This window comes from Endozoicomonas sp. Mp262, from assembly GCF_025643335.1.
Classification (GTDB): domain Bacteria; phylum Pseudomonadota; class Gammaproteobacteria; order Pseudomonadales; family Endozoicomonadaceae; genus Endonucleibacter.
Genome location: NZ_CP092489.1, coordinates 3,864,546 through 3,882,782, shown reverse-complemented (window position 1 = coordinate 3,882,782; position 18,237 = coordinate 3,864,546). Strand labels below are relative to the sequence as shown.

General features: G+C 47.2%; 17 protein-coding genes. 8 read left to right on the top strand and 9 right to left on the bottom strand.

Annotated elements, in window-relative coordinates; translation table 11 throughout:
* Window positions 1-40 precede the first annotated feature (40 nt).
* The 3 genes from MJ595_RS16805 to MJ595_RS16795 all read right to left on the bottom strand — a co-directional run bounded on the left by MJ595_RS16805 (window position 41) and on the right by MJ595_RS16795 (window position 2,690).
* On the bottom strand, window positions 41-316 hold the full coding sequence (locus MJ595_RS16805; RefSeq protein WP_263079153.1) for a 4a-hydroxytetrahydrobiopterin dehydratase: 276 nt from the start codon (window positions 314-316) through the stop codon (window positions 41-43).
* 200 nt (window positions 317-516) lie between these two features.
* The gene (locus tag MJ595_RS16800) at window positions 517-915 is read right to left on the bottom strand and encodes a hypothetical protein (protein WP_263079152.1); all 399 of its coding nucleotides are present in this window, start codon (window positions 913-915) and stop codon (window positions 517-519) included.
* A 317-nt stretch (window positions 916-1,232) separates the two neighbouring features.
* Complete coding sequence (locus MJ595_RS16795; RefSeq protein ID WP_263079151.1) at window positions 1,233-2,690, bottom strand: aminoacyl-histidine dipeptidase; 1,458 nt, start codon at window positions 2,688-2,690, stop codon at window positions 1,233-1,235.
* Between the two features lie 147 nt (window positions 2,691-2,837).
* On the opposite strand from MJ595_RS16795, the gene aat reads away from it, so the two are divergent.
* The 3 genes from aat to infA all read left to right on the top strand — a co-directional run bounded on the left by aat (window position 2,838) and on the right by infA (window position 4,611).
* The gene (gene aat / locus MJ595_RS16790; protein WP_263079150.1) at window positions 2,838-3,578 is read left to right on the top strand and encodes a leucyl/phenylalanyl-tRNA--protein transferase; all 741 of its coding nucleotides are present in this window, start codon (window positions 2,838-2,840) and stop codon (window positions 3,576-3,578) included.
* Window positions 3,556-4,263: an arginyltransferase gene (locus MJ595_RS16785; RefSeq protein WP_263079149.1), complete on the top strand. Its 708-nt coding sequence runs from the start codon at window positions 3,556-3,558 to the stop codon at window positions 4,261-4,263. Before aat ends, MJ595_RS16785 begins: the two co-directional genes overlap by 23 nt.
* Before the next feature lie 129 nt (window positions 4,264-4,392).
* On the top strand, window positions 4,393-4,611 hold the full coding sequence (gene infA / locus MJ595_RS16780) for a translation initiation factor IF-1 (RefSeq protein ID WP_263079148.1): 219 nt from the start codon (window positions 4,393-4,395) through the stop codon (window positions 4,609-4,611).
* Window positions 4,612-4,652: 41 nt separating this feature from the next.
* On the opposite strand, the gene clpA is transcribed toward infA, so the two are convergent.
* The 3 genes from clpA to icd all read right to left on the bottom strand — a co-directional run bounded on the left by clpA (window position 4,653) and on the right by icd (window position 8,839).
* On the bottom strand, window positions 4,653-6,947 hold the full coding sequence (gene clpA, locus MJ595_RS16775) for an ATP-dependent Clp protease ATP-binding subunit ClpA (RefSeq protein WP_263079146.1): 2,295 nt from the start codon (window positions 6,945-6,947) through the stop codon (window positions 4,653-4,655).
* Between the two features lie 20 nt (window positions 6,948-6,967).
* Window positions 6,968-7,324: an ATP-dependent Clp protease adapter ClpS gene (clpS, locus tag MJ595_RS16770; protein ID WP_263079145.1), complete on the bottom strand. Its 357-nt coding sequence runs from the start codon at window positions 7,322-7,324 to the stop codon at window positions 6,968-6,970.
* A 258-nt stretch (window positions 7,325-7,582) separates the two neighbouring features.
* A complete protein-coding gene (gene icd / locus MJ595_RS16765) occupies window positions 7,583-8,839 on the bottom strand; it encodes an NADP-dependent isocitrate dehydrogenase (RefSeq protein ID WP_263079144.1) in 1,257 nt (418 codons plus the stop codon).
* Between the two features lie 287 nt (window positions 8,840-9,126).
* Here icd and mnmA point away from each other — a divergent pair, with 287 nt between their 5' ends.
* The 5 genes from mnmA (at window position 9,127) to MJ595_RS16740 (ending at window position 13,426) form a co-directional block, all read left to right on the top strand.
* Window positions 9,127-10,260, top strand: coding sequence for a tRNA 2-thiouridine(34) synthase MnmA (gene mnmA / locus MJ595_RS16760; protein WP_263079143.1), 1,134 nt, complete (start codon window positions 9,127-9,129; stop codon window positions 10,258-10,260).
* Between the two features lie 20 nt (window positions 10,261-10,280).
* Window positions 10,281-10,892: a high frequency lysogenization protein HflD gene (gene hflD, locus MJ595_RS16755; RefSeq protein WP_263079142.1), complete on the top strand. Its 612-nt coding sequence runs from the start codon at window positions 10,281-10,283 to the stop codon at window positions 10,890-10,892.
* 144 nt (window positions 10,893-11,036) lie between these two features.
* On the top strand, window positions 11,037-12,407 hold the full coding sequence (gene purB / locus MJ595_RS16750; RefSeq protein WP_263079141.1) for an adenylosuccinate lyase: 1,371 nt from the start codon (window positions 11,037-11,039) through the stop codon (window positions 12,405-12,407).
* 451 nt (window positions 12,408-12,858) lie between these two features.
* Window positions 12,859-13,149, top strand: a complete 291-nt coding sequence (locus tag MJ595_RS16745) for a type II toxin-antitoxin system RelB/DinJ family antitoxin (RefSeq protein ID WP_263079140.1) — start codon at window positions 12,859-12,861, stop codon at window positions 13,147-13,149.
* The gene (locus tag MJ595_RS16740) at window positions 13,142-13,426 is read left to right on the top strand and encodes a type II toxin-antitoxin system RelE/ParE family toxin (protein ID WP_263079139.1); all 285 of its coding nucleotides are present in this window, start codon (window positions 13,142-13,144) and stop codon (window positions 13,424-13,426) included. Before MJ595_RS16745 ends, MJ595_RS16740 begins: the two co-directional genes overlap by 8 nt.
* 158 nt (window positions 13,427-13,584) lie before the next feature.
* Here MJ595_RS16740 and MJ595_RS16735 read toward each other — a convergent pair whose 3' ends face one another.
* From MJ595_RS16735 to betT, 3 genes are all read right to left on the bottom strand, one after another.
* A complete protein-coding gene (locus tag MJ595_RS16735; RefSeq protein ID WP_263079137.1) occupies window positions 13,585-15,762 on the bottom strand; it encodes a malate synthase G in 2,178 nt (725 codons plus the stop codon).
* Between the two features lie 178 nt (window positions 15,763-15,940).
* Window positions 15,941-16,069, bottom strand: a complete 129-nt coding sequence (locus tag MJ595_RS16730; RefSeq protein WP_263079136.1) for a hypothetical protein — start codon at window positions 16,067-16,069, stop codon at window positions 15,941-15,943.
* A gap of 67 nt (window positions 16,070-16,136) precedes the next feature.
* Window positions 16,137-18,116, bottom strand: a complete 1,980-nt coding sequence (betT, locus tag MJ595_RS16725; RefSeq protein ID WP_263079135.1) for a choline BCCT transporter BetT — start codon at window positions 18,114-18,116, stop codon at window positions 16,137-16,139.
* Window positions 18,117-18,237 lie beyond the last annotated feature (121 nt).

The window sequence follows — 18,237 nt, the reverse complement described above, 5'->3', positions numbered from 1 at the left end:
ACTATTTGCAATGGTTCGAAAAATATAACCGCTTATTCTTCTATAGCTGGCAGGCCAGGGTTTCAAATAATTTGTCACAGGCTTTAGCGAGCGCTCGATCTTTTGAAAAGACCCCGCTCCCCTCTTTGGATTGATGGGTGCCCCAGGCAATGGTTACCCTGCCCCATTCCAGCACCAGCCTTGGGTGGTGATTATGAAATTCGGCAAGTGCTGCGATGGCATTGGCATAGGCCAGTGCTGATGAGTACTTCTTGAATGTGTAGGTTTTTTCGATATGATCGATCTGGTTATATCGACAGGGTTGCCAATCGCTCATCCATTAATTCTCCTTAATTTCATTGATATGAGAATAGCAGGCGCTTTGGCTTGAGTGAAGGTTGGGGCTATACAGTCTGTATGCCAGCAGCGATATATGCCGGGAAGATTACCAGGGGTAACTCTCGCTCTCTACTGCCTGTACAGCCAAAAACCAATTGGAAGGAAAGTTTTGATCCAACCTTTTTTTTGGTGAAGTGATTACTTTTCTTCGCCGCTTTCTTTCTCGGCATTTTCCTCTTTCAGCTGCTTCAGCTCTTGTTTTGTGCTGTCCAGCTGTTGAGTCAGTTGCTTTTGCTTGCTCTTCAGGGTGGAGTTCTCTCCAGTCAGTGCCCGGTTTTGCTCCTGAAGACGCTTGATTTGCTTTTTCATGCGATCAGGATTGTGGACTCTCAGGGATTTCAGTTCGGAATCGGCATCCTTAACTTGCTTGTTCAGTTTTTCCGCCTTCTTTTCAGCGGTTTCCAGCCTTGATTTCAGCTGGCTAACTTCTTTGTTGTGCTGTTCAGTGATTTCAATCAAAGCCTGCAGGCGATTCTGCTCAATGATATCCATATCTTCATTTTTGACAAAGTGGTCTCCTACATTCAGGTTACCCATAGACTTGCATACCTCCAGAAGAGTGTCAGATTGTTAATGAAATAAAGCCTCTACCAGCACAACCAATCAGTGCATCGGCAAAAGACAGGTAAGGAAGATGTGAATTGTTCTTCATTAAATGCGGCTGGTGAAAAGCAGATAGACAATAGATGGTGGCGAATTCTATTACATTTCCACCCCAAAAGAAAAGAACTGGATAAATCTCTTTTCGAGAGAGTATCTTATTACTGTAATAAAAAGCGCGTCTATTCAATCTGCACCTGTAGTAACCAGGTAAAGCCCTCTGCAAACAAGGCAGAGGGCAGAGGCTTTAGGTATTATGCCTGAGGAATGTTTTTAAGGGTAGTCTGGAGATACCGCCAGAAATTTGCTACAGATGCGATGTGTACTTTTTCATCCGGAGAATGAGGGAATCGAATGGTTGGGCCAAAAGAAATCATATCCCAGTGAGGATAAGTGCTGCCTAGCAAACCACACTCCAGGCCCGCGTGAATAACCTCTACTTCAGGCTCTTTTCCAAACAGGCTCTTATGAGTCTCGCTCATGGTTTTGAGAATGCTGGAGGCCATATTCGGTTTCCAGCCAGGGTAAGCACCCTTTTTGTTCACTTCAGCACCGAGCAGACGATATAGGCCGGCAATGGTTTCGGCATGTTCTTCCCGGGCTGTGTCAACCAGACTGCGCACCATGTTTTCAATAACTATGTGGCCATTTTCAATGGTGACTACCGCCAGATTGTTAGAGGTTTCAACAACCCCTTCTACACTCAGACTCATTCTGTGGACGCCGCAAGGGGATACATGGAGGGCATCCAACCAGCGAGCCAGTTCAGTCATTGGAATAATGTGGGCGGAAGACTGTTCGGCAGCAGTCATGGTGAGGCTGAGGTCAGGTTCCACTTCGGCCAGCTCGGCACGGAAGATGGTGATATAACGGTCAACCATAGCCGCCGCCTGTTCTGCTTGCTTGGCAGGCAAGGCTACAGAGGCAAAGGCTTCCCGTGGAATAGCGTTGCGCAGGGAGCCGCCTTTAAAGCGGGTAAGTTCCATTCCAAGCGGTGCCAGTTCTTTCAACAAACGAACCATCAGCTTGTTGGCATTACCGCGCTGAAGGTTAATGTCCTGGCCGGAGTGACCACCTTTCAGGCCTCTCAGGGCAATTTCAAAGTGACTGTATCCGGCCGTGACCTGCTCGGGGGTATACTCGCCACGGATAACAACATCTACGCCGCCTGCACAGCCTACGCAGAGTTTGCCTTCTTCCTCGGAATCCATATTCAGCATGATATCGCCGTGGAGAATTCCGGGCTTAAGCCCTTCTGCTCCGGTCATTCCGCTTTCTTCATCAACGGTAAACAGGGCTTCCAGCGGGCCGTGCTCAATATCTTTGGCTTCCAGCAGTGCCATGGCGGCAGCAACACCAACCCCGTTATCTGCGCCAAGGGTGGTGCCTTCGGCAGTCATCCATTCGCCATCAATGTAGGCACGGATAGGATCCTTGGTAAAATCGTGGTCAGTGTCAGTATTTTTTTGCGGCACCATATCTACGTGCCCTTGAAGAATGACACCCTTACGATTTTCCATGCCAGGGGTAGCCGGTTTCCGGATAATGATATTGCCGACTTCATCAACAATGGTTTCCAGACCAAGTTGCTCACCAAACTGTTTGATGTGCTTACATACTGCAGCTTCGTGCTTTGATGGTCGAGGAATCTGACATAAATCGCTAAAATGACGCCACAGGGCTTCGGGCTTGAGGTCTCCAAATTGTGACACTGTTGTCTCCCTTGTTGACTTTAACTATCTGTGTGCACTGACGTTACACACCGAAACACCGAGATCCAATCAGGATAAACACTTATGGTATAAGGGTGTATTAACTATCCTTGTCTGAAGTCAACAGAATCTGACTATTTTATCATTATGACAGAAAGAATAATCGCCTGGCTGGATGAAACAGATCCCTCTTTTCCTGATACTGGCAGCGCCTTGACAGACCCTAATGGGTTGCTTGCTGCAGGAGGTAACCTGTCAGCGGCTACCCTGCTGGCTGCTTATCGTCATGGGGTCTTTCCCTGGTTTAATAAAGGGGAACCTATCCTTTGGTGGAGTCCAAATCCCCGCATGGTTATTTATCCGGACAAGCTGCATATTTCCCGGTCGCTGGCGAAATTGCTTAAAAAAAACAGCTATAAAGTCACCTGTGACCGGGCATTTCATCAGGTGATAAAAGCGTGCTCGGCACCCAGGTCATATACCCGTGAAACCTGGATTACAGAAGAAATGATTGAGGCGTACCATTCACTTCACACTTTAGGGCATGCTCACTCTGTGGAAGTTTGGGAAAATGACCAATTAGTGGGAGGTTTATATGGCGTTGCCATTGGCCAGGTGTTTTTTGGCGAATCCATGTTTAGCAAAAAGAATAATGCATCAAAAGTGGCGTTTGCCTGGTTGTGTAAACACCTGCTGCAATGGCAGATTAAGCTTGTGGACTGCCAGGTTTATAGTCCGCACCTGGAATCATTGGGGGGAATCACGATTCCCAGGGATCAGTTTGTGGAGTTGATTGGGCGCTATTGCCAGGCATTACCATCCGGTGCAAACTGGAACTTTGAATGGCAATGGAATGACCTTTCAAATGACATCACTAAAAAATATTAAGTTCTATGCAACTCAGCCCCATAGCTGTAGTTATCTTTCCGGAAAGGATGCCACCACTCTGTTTATGGATCCGGAAAAGCCATTAAGTCAGGCACTTTACAGTCGCTTGGCGGATATTGGTTTCAGGCGCAGCGGTCACCATATTTATCGCCCTCACTGCTCTGGCTGCAAGGCTTGTATACCGGCAAGGATACCGGTATCAGAATTTTCATTGAGTCGAAGCCAAAAGAGAAACTGGCAGAAGAATCAGGATATTGACATTACTGAGCATACACCGGAATTCAGCCATGAAGTCTATGGGCTCTACGAACGTTATATCCGTAGCCAACATAAAGACGGGGATATGTTTCCTCCCTCAGTGGAGCAGTTTACCGGCTTTTTGGTGGATAGCCCCGATTATTGCTGTTTCTACCAGCTTCGCATCAATGGCCAGCTAATCGCCGTTGCTGTGACTGACCGATTAAAAGACAGCCTTTCTGCCATTTATACGTTCTATGACCCTGACCATGGTAAACGCAGTCTTGGGCGTTACTGTATCCTGTGGCAAATAATGAAAGCCAGGCAGCTGGGGCTTAAGTATCTGCACCTAGGGTACTGGGTGAAAGGATGTCGAAAAATGGATTATAAAATCGATTACAAGCCTATGGAGTTACTGATCAATAATCATTGGTCGCGGCTTATCTAAAAACCGGTGCCAATGTTGCGTTTACAGGGTGACGGGAAAGCATTGCTTTACAAAACACGGGGTTTTCAGGCAGAATGCTGGCCGTAAATAATCTACCTGCCTGACTATCCCCCCCGAGGTAATTAATTAATGGCAAAAGAAGATAGCATTGAAATGGAAGGTGTCGTTGTTGACACTCTGCCAAATACCATGTTTCGTGTTGAACTGGAAAATGGCCATGTGGTAACGGCTCATATTTCCGGAAAAATGCGTAAGAACTACATTCGTATTCTGACCGGTGACAAGGTTAAGGTAGAACTGACACCTTATGACCTGACCAAGGGCCGGATCACCTACCGTTCCCGCTAAAAGGGGCTCTAAAGGCCCCCTCCCGCTTTATCTCTTTTTCGTTAGTCAGTACCTTCAACAGCCTCAAGATCAGATGTGCGATTTTTGGCGGCTTCAATCTTCAAATGAAGGTCTCCTTTACGGACAGTTACCTTAACGGTTCCTCCACTTTCTGCCAGCTTGCCGAAAAGAATCTGCTCAGCTAAAGGCTTTTTCAGGTGCTCCTGAATTATCCGTCCCATAGGGCGTGCGCCCATTTGACGATCAAAGCCTTTATCTGCCAGCCAGGCACAGGCTTTATCATCCACATCAATCTGAACACGTTTCTCATCAAGCTGGGCCTGTAGTTCCGTGAGGAACTTATCAACCACATGCTTGATAATTTCATCATCCAGAGGTTTGAAGGGAATAATACTATCAAGCCGGTTTCTGAATTCTGGTGAAAAGGTCTTTTTGATCACTTCCATGCCATCGGAGGCATGATCCTGCTCCAGGAAGCCCATAGAGCTTCGATTCAGGGTTTCGGCACCGGCATTGGTGGTCATGATCAGGATAACATTTCTAAAATCCGCCTTACGGCCGTTGTTATCTGTGAGTGTGCCATGGTCCATAACCTGCAATAGCAGATTAAACACGTCGGGATGTCCCTTTTCTATTTCGTCGAGAAGTAGCACGCAGTGAGGTGTTTTGTTTATCGCCTCGGTTAACAGACCGCCCTGGTCGAAGCCGACATATCCGGGAGGTGCACCAATTAACCGTGAAACGGTATGGCTTTCCATATACTCAGACATATCAAAACGGACCAGTTCAATGCCAAGAGCCTTGGCCAGCTGACGGCATACTTCGGTTTTTCCGACGCCAGTGGGGCCTGAAAAGAGGAATGAACCCACAGGTTTTTCCGGTGCTTTCAAGCCAGCACGTGAGAGTTTGATGGCTGTTGCCAGAGAGGTGATGGCACCATCCTGGCCAAATACCACCATTTTCAGATTGCGATCCAGTCGCTCCAGTATTTCCTTATCTGACGACGATACGGATTTTGGAGGAATGCGGGCGATCTTGGCAACAATACTCTCGACATCATCCACCTCAATCGTTTTCTTGCGGTTATCTTCAGGCTGGAGTCGCTGATAGGCACCGGCTTCGTCAATAACATCGATGGCCTTGTCTGGCATGTGGCGGTCATTAATGTAGCGGTCAGCTAACTCGGCTGCTGCTTTTAATGCATCATCCCGATACTCAATGTCATGATGTTCTTCAAAGCGCTTCTTCAGTCCCCGTAATATTTCAAAGGTATCCTCTACATTGGGCTCTATAACATCGACTTTCTGGAAACGTCTGGCCAGGGCCCGATCCTTTTCAAAGATTCCGCGGAATTCCTGGAAAGTCGTGGAGCCAACGCAGCGAAGGTCACCGGATGTGAGTAATGGCTTGAGTAAGTTCGAGGCATCCATCACACCGCCAGATGCTGCGCCAGCACCAATAATGGTATGGATTTCATCGATAAACAGAATGGCATGATCCAGCTTTTTAAGTTCACCCAGTAACTTCTTGAATCGCTTCTCAAAATCGCCCCTGTACTTGGTTCCGGCCAAAAGCGACCCCAGGTCCAGTGCATAAACCGTTGCCTTGGATAAAACCTCAGGCACTTCCTTATCAACAATCCGTTTTGCCAGCCCTTCGGCAATGGCGGTTTTACCTACACCCGCTTCGCCAACCAGCAGAGGGTTGTTTTTACGACGGCGTGTGAGTATCTGGCATACGCGCTCTACCTCTTCTTCCCGACCCACCAGAGGATCTATCCTGCCAAGACGGGCCTGCTCATTGAGGTTAGTAACATAATTCTTCAGTGGATCTTTTCCACCCTGTTCAGAGTCACTCTCTTCAACCAGGTCATGACCAAGCTCTTCCAGCTCTTGTCCGGGTATTTTCGAAATGCCGTGGGCAATATAGTTGACCACATCAATTCTGGCGATATCCTGTTGTTTCAGGAAGTAGACCGCCTGACTCTCCTGCTCACTGAATATGGCCACAAGGACATTAGCTCCGGTGACTTCTTTTTTACCAGAGCTTTGAACATGGAAAACAGCCCTTTGCAGTACCCTCTGAAAACCGAGGGTGGGTTGAGTTTCACGATCAGCGTCATTAATTGATATGAGCGGTGTGGTGGTATCGATAAACTCGGATAACTCCTTTCGAAGTTTATCGAGTTCAACGCCACATGCGAGCAAAACCCTTGAGGCTGATTCATTCTCCAGCAAGGCTAACAACAAATGTTCAACCGTCATAAATTCATGACGCTTGCTCCTTGCATCTCTAAAAGCACTGTTAAGTGTCAACTCGAGGTCTTTATTTAGCATATTAATTAACCCTGAAAACGCTAATCGGCTTTTTCTGTCTTGCACAACAGGGGATGCTGGTTTTCTCTGGAATACTGATTAACTTGCTGGGCTTTGGTTTCCGCAACATCCTTGCTGAATAGACCACAAGTGGCCTTTCCTTCAGTATGGACTGTTAACATGACTTGGGCAGCCTTTTCCGTTGGCATATTAAAAAATCTTTCCAGAACATCAACGACAAAATCCATTGGTGTAAAGTCATCATTCAGGAGCAAGACCTGATACATTGAAGGGGGCTTCAGGCGGGTTTTCTCCGGAGCAACAGCGATATCCTGATCGCCCTCCTGCTCGTGCCCTTCACTCTCTAAGTTTAGACGAAACTTTTTGAGATTACTCATATGATATTGATAACAGCTTATAGCCTGTAGCTCATGAAACGATATTGGTGACCGGTTACGATGCTGGAGTCCTTATTTTATTGGGAAAATAAATACAGTGATAGCTGACAACAATCTCTGCTTTATTCCAGAAAAAAACCAATCAGTAATTACCATTCTAAAGATACTGCCAAAAAGCACAATCATGTTGTCATGATTTAAAGTACCAGTGCGTTTTGAAAGCTCGCCTGAACACAGGTTGTGTTCAGGCTGGTTGATTTACATATGGTCAATAATGGCATCGGCAAAAGCAGAACAGGAAACTAGAGTAGCCCCTTCCATTAACCGCTCAAAATCATAGGTCACTGTTTTTGCCAAAATAGCGCCCTCAACCCCTTTGATAATCAGGTCGGCCGCCTCAGTCCAGCCCAGATGCCTCAGCATCATTTCAGCGGATAGAATAACAGAACCCGGGTTCACTTTATCCTGCCCGGCATATTTAGGTGCTGTACCATGGGTAGCTTCAAATAAGGCTACGGGGGCACCAATATTGGCACCGGGTGCTATACCAATGCCTCCCACCTGTGCTGCCAGAGCATCAGAGACATAATCGCCGTTGAGGTTGAGTGTGGCGATGACATCATACTCCGCCGGACGCATTAGAATCTGTTGTAAAAAGGCATCAGCAATCACATCTTTAATAATGATGTCCGCACCGGTGTTCGGATTTTTGATCACATGCCACGGGCCGCCATCCAGAGGTTTGCCCCCAAAGTTGCTTACGGCTTCTTCATAACCCCAGTCCTTGAATGCCCCCTCGGTAAATTTCATAATATTGCCTTTATGAACCAGGGTGACGGAACTTCTATCATTATCTATCGCAAACTGGATTGCCTTACGCACCAGTCGCCGGGTTCCCTCTTTTGATACGGGCTTGATGCCAATGCCGCAGTGTTCTTCAAAGCGAATTTTGCTAACACCCATTTCATCCCGCAGGAAGCTAATGACTTTGTTAGCCTCAGGACTATCTGCCTGCCACTCAATACCCGCATAAATATCTTCCGAGTTTTCCCGGAAAATCACCATGTCTGTTTTCTCTGGTTCTTTAACAGGACTTGGCACACCTTTAAACCAGCGTACGGGTCGGATGCAGGCAAACAGGTCAAGTTCCTGTCGCAGGGCCACATTTAGAGAGCGAATGCCGCCACCCACAGGGGTGGTTAGAGGTCCCTTGATACCTACCACATATTCCCGAAGCGCTGTCAGGGTTTCTTCGGGCAGCCAGGTATTATCATCGTACACATGAGTGGCTTTTTCGCCGCAGAAGACTTCCATCCAGGCAATGGAGCGCTTGCCGCCGTAAGCTTTGTTTACGGCGGCATCCACGGCCTTTAACATGGCAGGAGAAACATCGACACCAATACCATCACCCTCGATATAGGGGATAATTGGCTGGTGGGGAACATTGAGGGAAAGATCCTTGTTGACAGTGATTTTGTCACCGCTGGCAGGAATCTTGATCTTTTGGTATCCCATTCTCTACTCCGTTCTTATGTTATCGTTAGGCTATTAAAGTACAGCCAGGCTAAACATCTTCATTTAAATGCAGGCAGCTAATGCATGTACTGGAGTAACCGCCCCCCTCAAGTCGTGTAATAAGATATACTAACCGATGTAAGGAATAAATGTGGTTTTGTTACAAAATGCGAAATGCCTGCTTCTTTAGCTATGATTCTTATACCTATTCTTATCCCTATAGTGCTTGGCAACGGTTTTTTGCCATGTAGAATAGTCGGTTATTTTTTAATGACTTAATTGTGTTAATGAAACAGCCATCTGAAACTCGTGTTATTGTCGGTATGTCCGGCGGTGTTGATTCTTCTGTTTCGGCCTTACTCCTGATGCAACAGGGTTTTCAGGTTGAAGGCTTGTTTATGAAAAACTGGGAAGAAGATGACGGCACTGAATATTGCACTGCCATGCAGGATCTTGCCGACGCCCAGGATGTGTGTGACAGACTGGGCATCACGTTGCATAAGGCTAATTTTGCGGCGGAGTACTGGGATAATGTATTTGAACATTTCCTCAATGAGTACAAAAATGGCCGGACTCCTAACCCGGATATTCTGTGTAATAAAGAAATCAAGTTTAAGGCATTTCTTGATTATGCCCTGACTCTGGGGGCTGACTATATTGCTACAGGCCATTACGCGAGGCGGGTTGATCGGGACAATACCACCCTCTTGTGCAAAGGTTTGGATAACAATAAGGATCAGACCTATTTTCTTCATGCGGTTGGTAAGAGGCAGATTGCCAAAACGCTCTTTCCTGTGGGCGAATTAAGTAAGCCTGATGTACGTAAGCTGGCAGAGAAGCACGGTCTTGTAACCTTTAACAAGAAAGACAGTACTGGTATTTGCTTTATCGGGGAGCGTCGCTTCCGGGATTTCCTCAAGCAGTACCTCCCTGCCCAGCCCGGTGCTATTGAAACCAGTGATGGAGAAGTTATTGGAGAACATTCGGGGCTAATGTACCATACTATCGGTCAACGGCAGGGGCTGGGGATTGGCGGGCTGAAAAATGCCGGAGATGCTCCCTGGTATGTGGTGGAAAAAGATCTTCACCGTAATGTGCTGGTGGTGGGTCAGGGCAATAACCACCCACTGTTGTTTTCTGAAGCGTTAACGGCATCCCATATTGACTGGATTGAAGGCACTCCTCCCCATATGCCCTGTATGCTCAAGGCTAAAGTACGCTATCGCCAGCAGGAACAGCCCTGTCAACTGTCACAAGGTGATGATGGCCGTTATCTGGTGCATTTCCAGGAGCCGCAACGGGCTGTAACCCCTGGTCAGTCAGTGGTCTTTTATGAGGGTGATACCTGTCTTGGTGGAGGGGTGATTGAAGCCCGTCATGCCTCAATACGGCAGTTACTGGATGACAGTTTGGCTAGATGATGAAGACAGAGTAAATATTGGTGCAACATTCAAAAAAGGAGCAGGCAGCCGCCCTTGCAGGTATTTTTCAAGCTGCGGCGCTGGTTGAACGATTAGCAAAAACCGGGCAGTTGCCTGAAGATGTTTTACAGCCATCCATTCAAAGTATTTTTGTAACATCACCGCAAGCCGTACCTGAGGTTTATGGTGGCTACGATAAGCTTACCCTGGGACGAAAACTGTTAAAAGGAGTGCTGAACAGGGATACCGAGGCGGTACAGGGCGATGTGGTTCGCTACGCACTGGCACTGATACATCTTGAGCGAAAGCTGAATAGAACGCCGCCCATGCTGAATACCATTGGCGAACGATTGAAACGGACCAGGGAGCAGGCCACCCATTTCGGCATGCTCCATGAGAATGTGATGTCCAGCCTGGCTGGCATCTACCTGGATACCATCAGTACATTCAAAACCCGTATCCAGGTCACAGGAGATCCCGGTTGTTTGCAGATACCGAGCAATGCCAACAAAATCAGGGCAATCCTGTTGGCGGGAATACGCTCTGCCATGCTCTGGCGACAACTCGGGGGAACTCGCTGGCATCTATTCTTCAGCAGAAAAAAACTGCTTGACGGCTTAAACCGTCTTTAAAAAACAGATGGGGAATAAAACCTGCTATTTATTCCTCATCAACCAACAATCCTGCTTAATTTAGCCTCCAGGCTAAAAGGCACTGAAATAACAAAAGGATTTCGGTATGATGCGCCTTTTTCCTGAGAAATAAGGCGCTTAGACATGGAGCTGACTGCACTGACCGCTGTCTCCCCCATTGATGGTCGTTACGGAGATAAAACCCGTAACCTGAGAACCATCTTTAGTGAATACGGACTGATCCGTTTTCGTGTAACGGTGGAAGTGAAGTGGTTACAGGCTCTGGCCAATCATCCTGAAATCAAAGAAATTCCCGCCTTTTCAAAAGAAGCGAGCGAATTGCTGGATGGTATCGTCAGCCACTTTTCCCTGGCGGATGCTGAGCGTGTTAAAGAGATTGAGAGAACCACCAACCATGACGTGAAGGCGGTTGAATATCTTATTAAAGAAAAAGTGCAGAATAATGAAGAGCTTGCAGCCATCAGTGAGTTTATTCATTTTGCCTGTACTTCAGAGGATATCAATAACCTGTCTCATGGTTTAATGCTGCAAAGTGGTATGGCCGATGTTGCCATTCCTGAAATGGAGCGGATTGTTACTGTCCTTGAAACCTTGGCCAGGGAGCATGCCGAGCAACCCATGCTGGCTAGAACCCATGGACAAACAGCCTCTCCGACCACTGTTGGCAAGGAGTTGGCCAATACCGCCTATCGCCTGAAGCGACAGCTGAAGCAGATTTGTGATATCCGACCACTGGGTAAAATCAACGGTGCTGTAGGCAACTATAATGCCCACTTATCCGCCTATCCTGAAGTGAACTGGGAGGCACATGCCGAGAAGTTTGTAACCTCCCTTGGCCTGTCATGGAATTCTTACACCACCCAGATAGAACCCCATGACTACATTGCCGAGCTGTTTGATGCAGTGTGCCGGTTCAATACCATCCTTATTGATCTTGACCGGGATATCTGGGGCTACATTTCCCTGGGCTATTTCAAACAGAAAACCGTTGCCGGTGAAGTGGGTTCATCCACTATGCCCCACAAGGTTAACCCCATTGATTTTGAAAATTCTGAAGGGAATCTGGGGATCGCCAATGCGATCATGCAGCACCTTGCCACCAAACTACCGGTATCTCGCTGGCAACGAGACCTGACTGATTCTACGGTATTGAGAAATCTGGGGGCTGGCCTGGGACACAGCCTGATTGCTTACGCCTCTACCCTGAAAGGGTTGGGCAAATTGCAAGTAAACCCGACCCAACTGGATGCAGATCTTGACAGTGCCTGGGAAGTCCTGGCTGAACCGATTCAAACGGTTATGCGTCGTTACGGTATTGAACAGCCCTATGAAAAGCTGAAAGCCCTGACCCGTGGTCAACAAGGTATTAACCAGGCAACCCTGGCCTCTTTTATTGATGGCCTGGAGTTACCGGCTCATGTAAAAGATGAGCTTAAGGCCTTAACTCCCGGTAACTACACCGGAAATGCAGCCGTTCAGGCGAAAGCTATTTAATTGCTGAAGTTCCCGTATGCATTCCTGGCGTTCTGAGACTGTTTACACAAAACGAGATTGATGCTCTTTTTTTAACCACGGCACCCTAAAGGGCATAATAAAGGCACAGAGTTTTTATATTTTTAAACTATAAATCTCCGTGTCTTTGTGTCTTTATTATGCCCTTTAGGGTGCCGTGGTTAATAAAAATAATTTTTACATATATATAATCCGTCCCGTTTTGCAAGACCCTGTTCTACATTCGACTAACGTAAATAAGAAAAAAGTAGCTAAACTTAAGCCCCGGGGCATGGGAGCAACCGAAGTTGCCCGTAATATGCAGATTGGCCGATCAACTGTATACAAAATACTTGATCCTAAATGTCGACAGAGTCCCAAGAGCCTCAATACTTGACCGTATCTCAATTGAGATACATAATAAATAGACACTATAAAATAAAAGGTATTTGTCATGACTCAGACATCAATGCTGCACGTTCGTGTAGATGACGCATTAAAAACAGAAGCCGCTGAAAAACTGGCTAACTTCGGGCTAACTCTTTCTGATGCTGTCCGGATCCTGCTAACCAGGATAACCAAAGAAGGTGGCTTGCCTGTTGGCCTCACTAGTGATCCTGAAGCGCATGATGCCTGGTTTCGAGAGCGGGTTAGGGAAGCACTGAACTCTGAAGACACCTTATCTCACACTGAGGTGATGGATGAAGCCCAGGCTCTGATCGAAAGGAAAAAACGCCGTGCGTAAATTGGAGTGGTTAAGCCTTGCCCGTAACGATCTTTTAGCCATTGTCGATTATATCTCTGATGATAACCCAGTGGCGGCCCTTCAACTCAAGGATGACCTTCAAACCAAGGCTGAGAAACTGATGGATTTTCCCAAACTTGGCAGGTCAGGTCGTGTTGAAGGAACAAGGGAGTTGGTGGCTTGGGGAAACTACATCCTTGTTTACAAGGAGAGTGAAACTACTATCCGAATACTGCGTATTTTGCATGCTGCTCAGCAGTGGCCGCCTTCTGAATAGGGGCTCAGCCCTTAGCGTACCCAACAACTGTAATAGATATGGTGATCCGCTCCATTAGTGTTAACTAATACACATCGTTTTGGCTCACCGAAGCCGGTAGATGGGGCGGATCATCCCATTAACCTCGGAGTGCTGGGGACGAGGCGTTTATGGCGCAATTATTTCTTATTGATTGCCTTAAACTCACGACGGCGGGCATGCAGCACAGGCTCCGTATACCCATTCGGCTGTTCTATTCCTTTAAATACCAAATCGCAGGTGGCCTGAAAAGCGATACTGCTATCAAAGTCCGGTGCCATATTCCGGTATAAAGGATCGTTGACATTTTGCTGGTCAACAATAACCGCCATCCCCTTCAGGGTTTCCATGACCTGATCTCTCGTGCAAAGTCCATGATAAAGCCAGTTGGCTATATGTTGACTGGATATACGGAGCGTCGCACGGTCTTCCATTAAGCCCACATTATTAATATCCGGTACTTTGGAACAACCTACCCCCTGCTCCACCCAGCGAACCACATATCCCAGAATACCCTGGGCATTGTTATCCAGCTCTTGCTGGATTTGTTCTGGCGTCAGTGATCCCGGATTTTCAAGAATGGGTATGGTTAGAAGGTCATTAATACTGGCTTGCTGGCGGGCTATCAGTTCATCCTGACGGGCTGCCACATTGATTTTATGGTAGTGGATAGCATGAAGGGTCGCGGCATTGGGCGATGGAACCCAGGCAGTATTCGCTCCAGAACGTGGGTGTCCAATTTTAACTTCCATCATTTGGGCCATCTCATCAGGCATGGGCCACATGCCTTTGCCAATCTGGGCCCGGCCTTTCATGCCAGTCTTTAGCCCTAAATCAACATTTTGATCTTCATAAGCCTGAATCCATTGGGTCTGTTTCATGGCTCCTTTGGTTATCACCGGGCCAGCCCGCATACTGGTATGGATCTCATCACCGGTTCGATCCAGAAAGCCGGTATTGATAAATACAACCCGTTCTTTGGCCGCTTTAATGCATGCTTTAAGATTCAGTGAGGTACGGCGCTCCTCATCCATTATGCCTATTTTCAGGGTATGTTCCGGCAAGCCAAGCACTTGCTCTATACGACCAAAGAGAGTACAGGTAAATGAGACTTCCTCAGGCCCATGCATTTTGGGTTTTACAATATAAACGCTGCCGGTTTTGCTGTTAACCAAATGGCTATTTTTCTTTACATCATGCAGGGCAATAAGGGCGGTAAACAGACCGTCAAGGATACCTTCTGGTGTTTCATTGCCTTCATGATCCAGAACGGCATCATTGGTCATCAAGTGTCCCACGTTCCGGACAAACATCAGGCTGCGTCCGGGTAAAGTCAGCAGTTGCCCTTGCGGTGATTTATAGTGACGATCCGGATTCATTTTCCGGGTCAAAGACTTGCCTCCTTTTTTGAAGGTGGTTTCAAGCTCTCCCTTCATTAATCCCAGCCAGTTTCTATATACCAGGGCTTTGTCTTCAGCGTCCACGGCAGCCACAGAATCCTCACAATCCATGATGGTGGTTAAGGCTGCTTCCAGAATAATATCCTTAATGCCTGCCCTGTCGCTTTTTCCTATGGTTGATTGGTGATCTATGAGGATATCAATATGGAGCCCGTTATTTTTTAGCAGGATGGAGACGGGAGACAGTGCTTCTCCCTGATAGCCTGCAAACTGTTCTGCTTGTGCGAGAGTGGTTATCGAACCATCCGCCAGGGTAACCGCCAACTGGCTTTCTTTAACCGAATACAGAGTGGCGTCTTTATGACTGCCCTTCAACAATGGCGCAGCTTCATCAAGAAATGCTCTGGCAAAGGCAATAACCTTTTCCCCTCTGGCAGGATCGTACCCCTGGCCGTTACTGTGTTCTTGATCAGGGATGGCATCGGTGCCATAAAGGGCATCATAAAGGCTTCCCCAGCGGGCATTGGCCGCGTTCAAGGCAAAGCGTGCATTGATAACCGGTACCACCAGTTGAGGGCCTGCGAGAATGGCAATTTCAGGGTCTACATTTTCGGTGGCAATGGTGAAGTCACCGGTTTCAGGAACAAGGTAGCCAATCTCAGTCAGAAATTGCTGGTAGGCAGTGGCATTATGGGGCTGTCCTTTATGTTTTTTATGCCAGGTATCTATCTGTTGTTGCAGGCTATCTCGTTTTTGCAGTAAAGCGTTATTGATGGAGGTTAAGTCATCAATAATATTTTCCAGGCCCTGCCAAAGGCTATGAGAATCAATACCTGTACCGGGTAAAATCTCATTTTCAAGTAAATCTGCAATAATGCTGGCAACTTGCAAGCGTCCTCGTGAAACCCGAACGGTCATTATTTATACTCCACTTCCTGATGATTTTATTAACTGGAATTTTATTGGATTTGTTTTGGAAATCACTAATTTATGCACTGTATTTCCATTATTTTCTATGGAAATAGTGGTGTTGAAGGGGGAATAGGGAATGGTGAATTATAGAAAACCGCCGAAGGGCGGTTTTCTATGTGAGGCATCAATCTTCTGGCTGGTCATCTTTCTGGTCGGAGAAAATCAGGTAATAGCTTTCTACCACATGCTCCAGGCACTCATCAGCCAAGGCGTAGAGAGGATTTTCCTTTTCGAGATCATTGAGCCAGTTCATTATTGTTGTCCTTTATTATCAAGTTTTCACAAAATTTACCACAAAGAAAAACAAAGTAAAACAATAATTAACGTACCATATGTAAAAAATGCATATGCTTTTCATACTGGTCAATGATATCGCCGATGACCTGGTCTTTGGTCCAGCCCATAATGTCGTAGTCCTGTCCCCCTTCCCTCAAAAATACTTCAGCCCTGAAATACTTCCGTTCTTCATCATCCTCTTCATCCAGCATAAAACTGGGCTGTAAGTAGGCTCTGGGGTAAATTTGATAAAGGAAGTCATGCTCGTCACCATGAAAGACTTTCAAGGTGGGGATTGCTTTCGCTTCGTTAAATTCGATGGCTGTATCTACGCCCTGCTTATGAAGTTCTGCGGCCACTGACTCCATGGCAGGCATCACCAGCTGTTTGATAAAGCGATTAACATGGGTGCGGCGGGGAAAACGAACCAAATTACCCAGCCTGTGCTGCCATGGAATGGTTTTATGCCCTACTTTAGGGGTTAGCATGGTTTGAGCCAGACTATCCCTTTTGGTGGCATCCACTGCCAGTGCTTTTAATAACCCATAGGTTGAGGTCAGCAAAATAATGGTAAAGGGCAATGCGCTGGCAATGGTTACCGTTTGCAGTGCCTGAAGTCCGCCAGCCAGCAATAGTACTGTTGCAACAACACCGACCAGTGTAGACCAGAAAACCCGTTGCCAAATAGGTGTTTTACTGGTGCCACCGGATGCCAGCATATCAATAACCATGGCACCAGAGTCGCAGGAGGTGACAAAAAACACAACCACCATCAGCATGGCAATAAAAGATAGTGTGCTGGAGAAAGGGAAATGCTCAAGAAATTTAAATAACGCCAGGGACACATCTTGCTGAACCACCTGGCCAAGACTATCCATGCCCTGATTCATAATCATATCAATGGCCGTATTGCCAAAAACCGTCATCCAGAGAAATGTCAGTCCCGCCGGTACAAACAGCACACCGGTTACAAATTCACGAATGGTTCGACCACGGGAAATACGCGCAATAAACATACCTACAAAGGGGGACCAGGATAACCACCAGGACCAGTAAAACAGCGTCCAGCCCCCGAGCCAATCGGTGGGTTCATAGGCGTAGAGGTTGAAGGTTTTGCTGACAATATCAGAGAGATACCCCCCGGTATTCTGAATAAACATCTGAAGCAGAAGCACTGTAGGCCCAAGGATGATCACCAGGGCTAGCAACACCAGGGCAAGGGTCAGGTTAAGCTCTGACAGTCGCCGAATGCCCTTGTCCAGTCCCGTGGCAACAGAAATGGTGGCTAACGCAGTGATAGCAATAATTAAAACAACCTGAGTCTGGTTACTGATGCTGATACCAAACAGGTAGTTTAGACCGGAGTTCACCTGTAGTACGCCATAGCCCAGGGCGGTAGCCACACCAAAAACAGTACCAAGAATGGCGAAAATATCGACGGCATGTCCGGCCCAGCCATGAATGCGGTCTCCAATCATGGGGTAAAGGGCAGAACGCAGCGTCAATGGCAGATCATGCCGGTAACCAAAAAATGCAAGAATCAGGGCAACAATGGCGTAAATAGCCCAGGCGTGGAGTCCCCAGTGGAAAAAAGTGAGTTTCATGGCCTCGCTGGCTGCCTGTATCGTTCCGGCTTCGCCAAGCGGAGGGGATAGAAAGTGCATAACCGGTTCTGATACCCCGAAAAACATCAGGCCAATCCCCATTCCAGCGGAAAACAGCATGGCAAACCATGAGCCAAAACTGAAGTCAGGTTCGGCATGGTCCGGGCCTAACTTGATATCGCCGTATCGAGATAGCCCAAGGTAGGCTACGCATAAAAGAATAATGGCCACTGCAGACACATAAAACCAACTGGCATTGGTGGTTATGCTTAACTGTAATTGGCTAAAATAGTGCCCGGCCTGCTCAGGAAGTAACACGGTGTAGCCCACCAGAAGAAAGATCAGCAGGGAGGCGCCAAAAAATACGGGGGGATTTAACGGGTGCTTTGGTGAAGTGGCTTGTGTCGGTTGTAACGACATAAAGAGGGGGTCTCCTGAAAAGGAACATCTGACATGCCTGTAGTCATACCAACAACCTTTCCCATGACTGCATTGAAAAGAAGTGATCAGTATTTAGACATAATAGAGGGGCGCAAATATT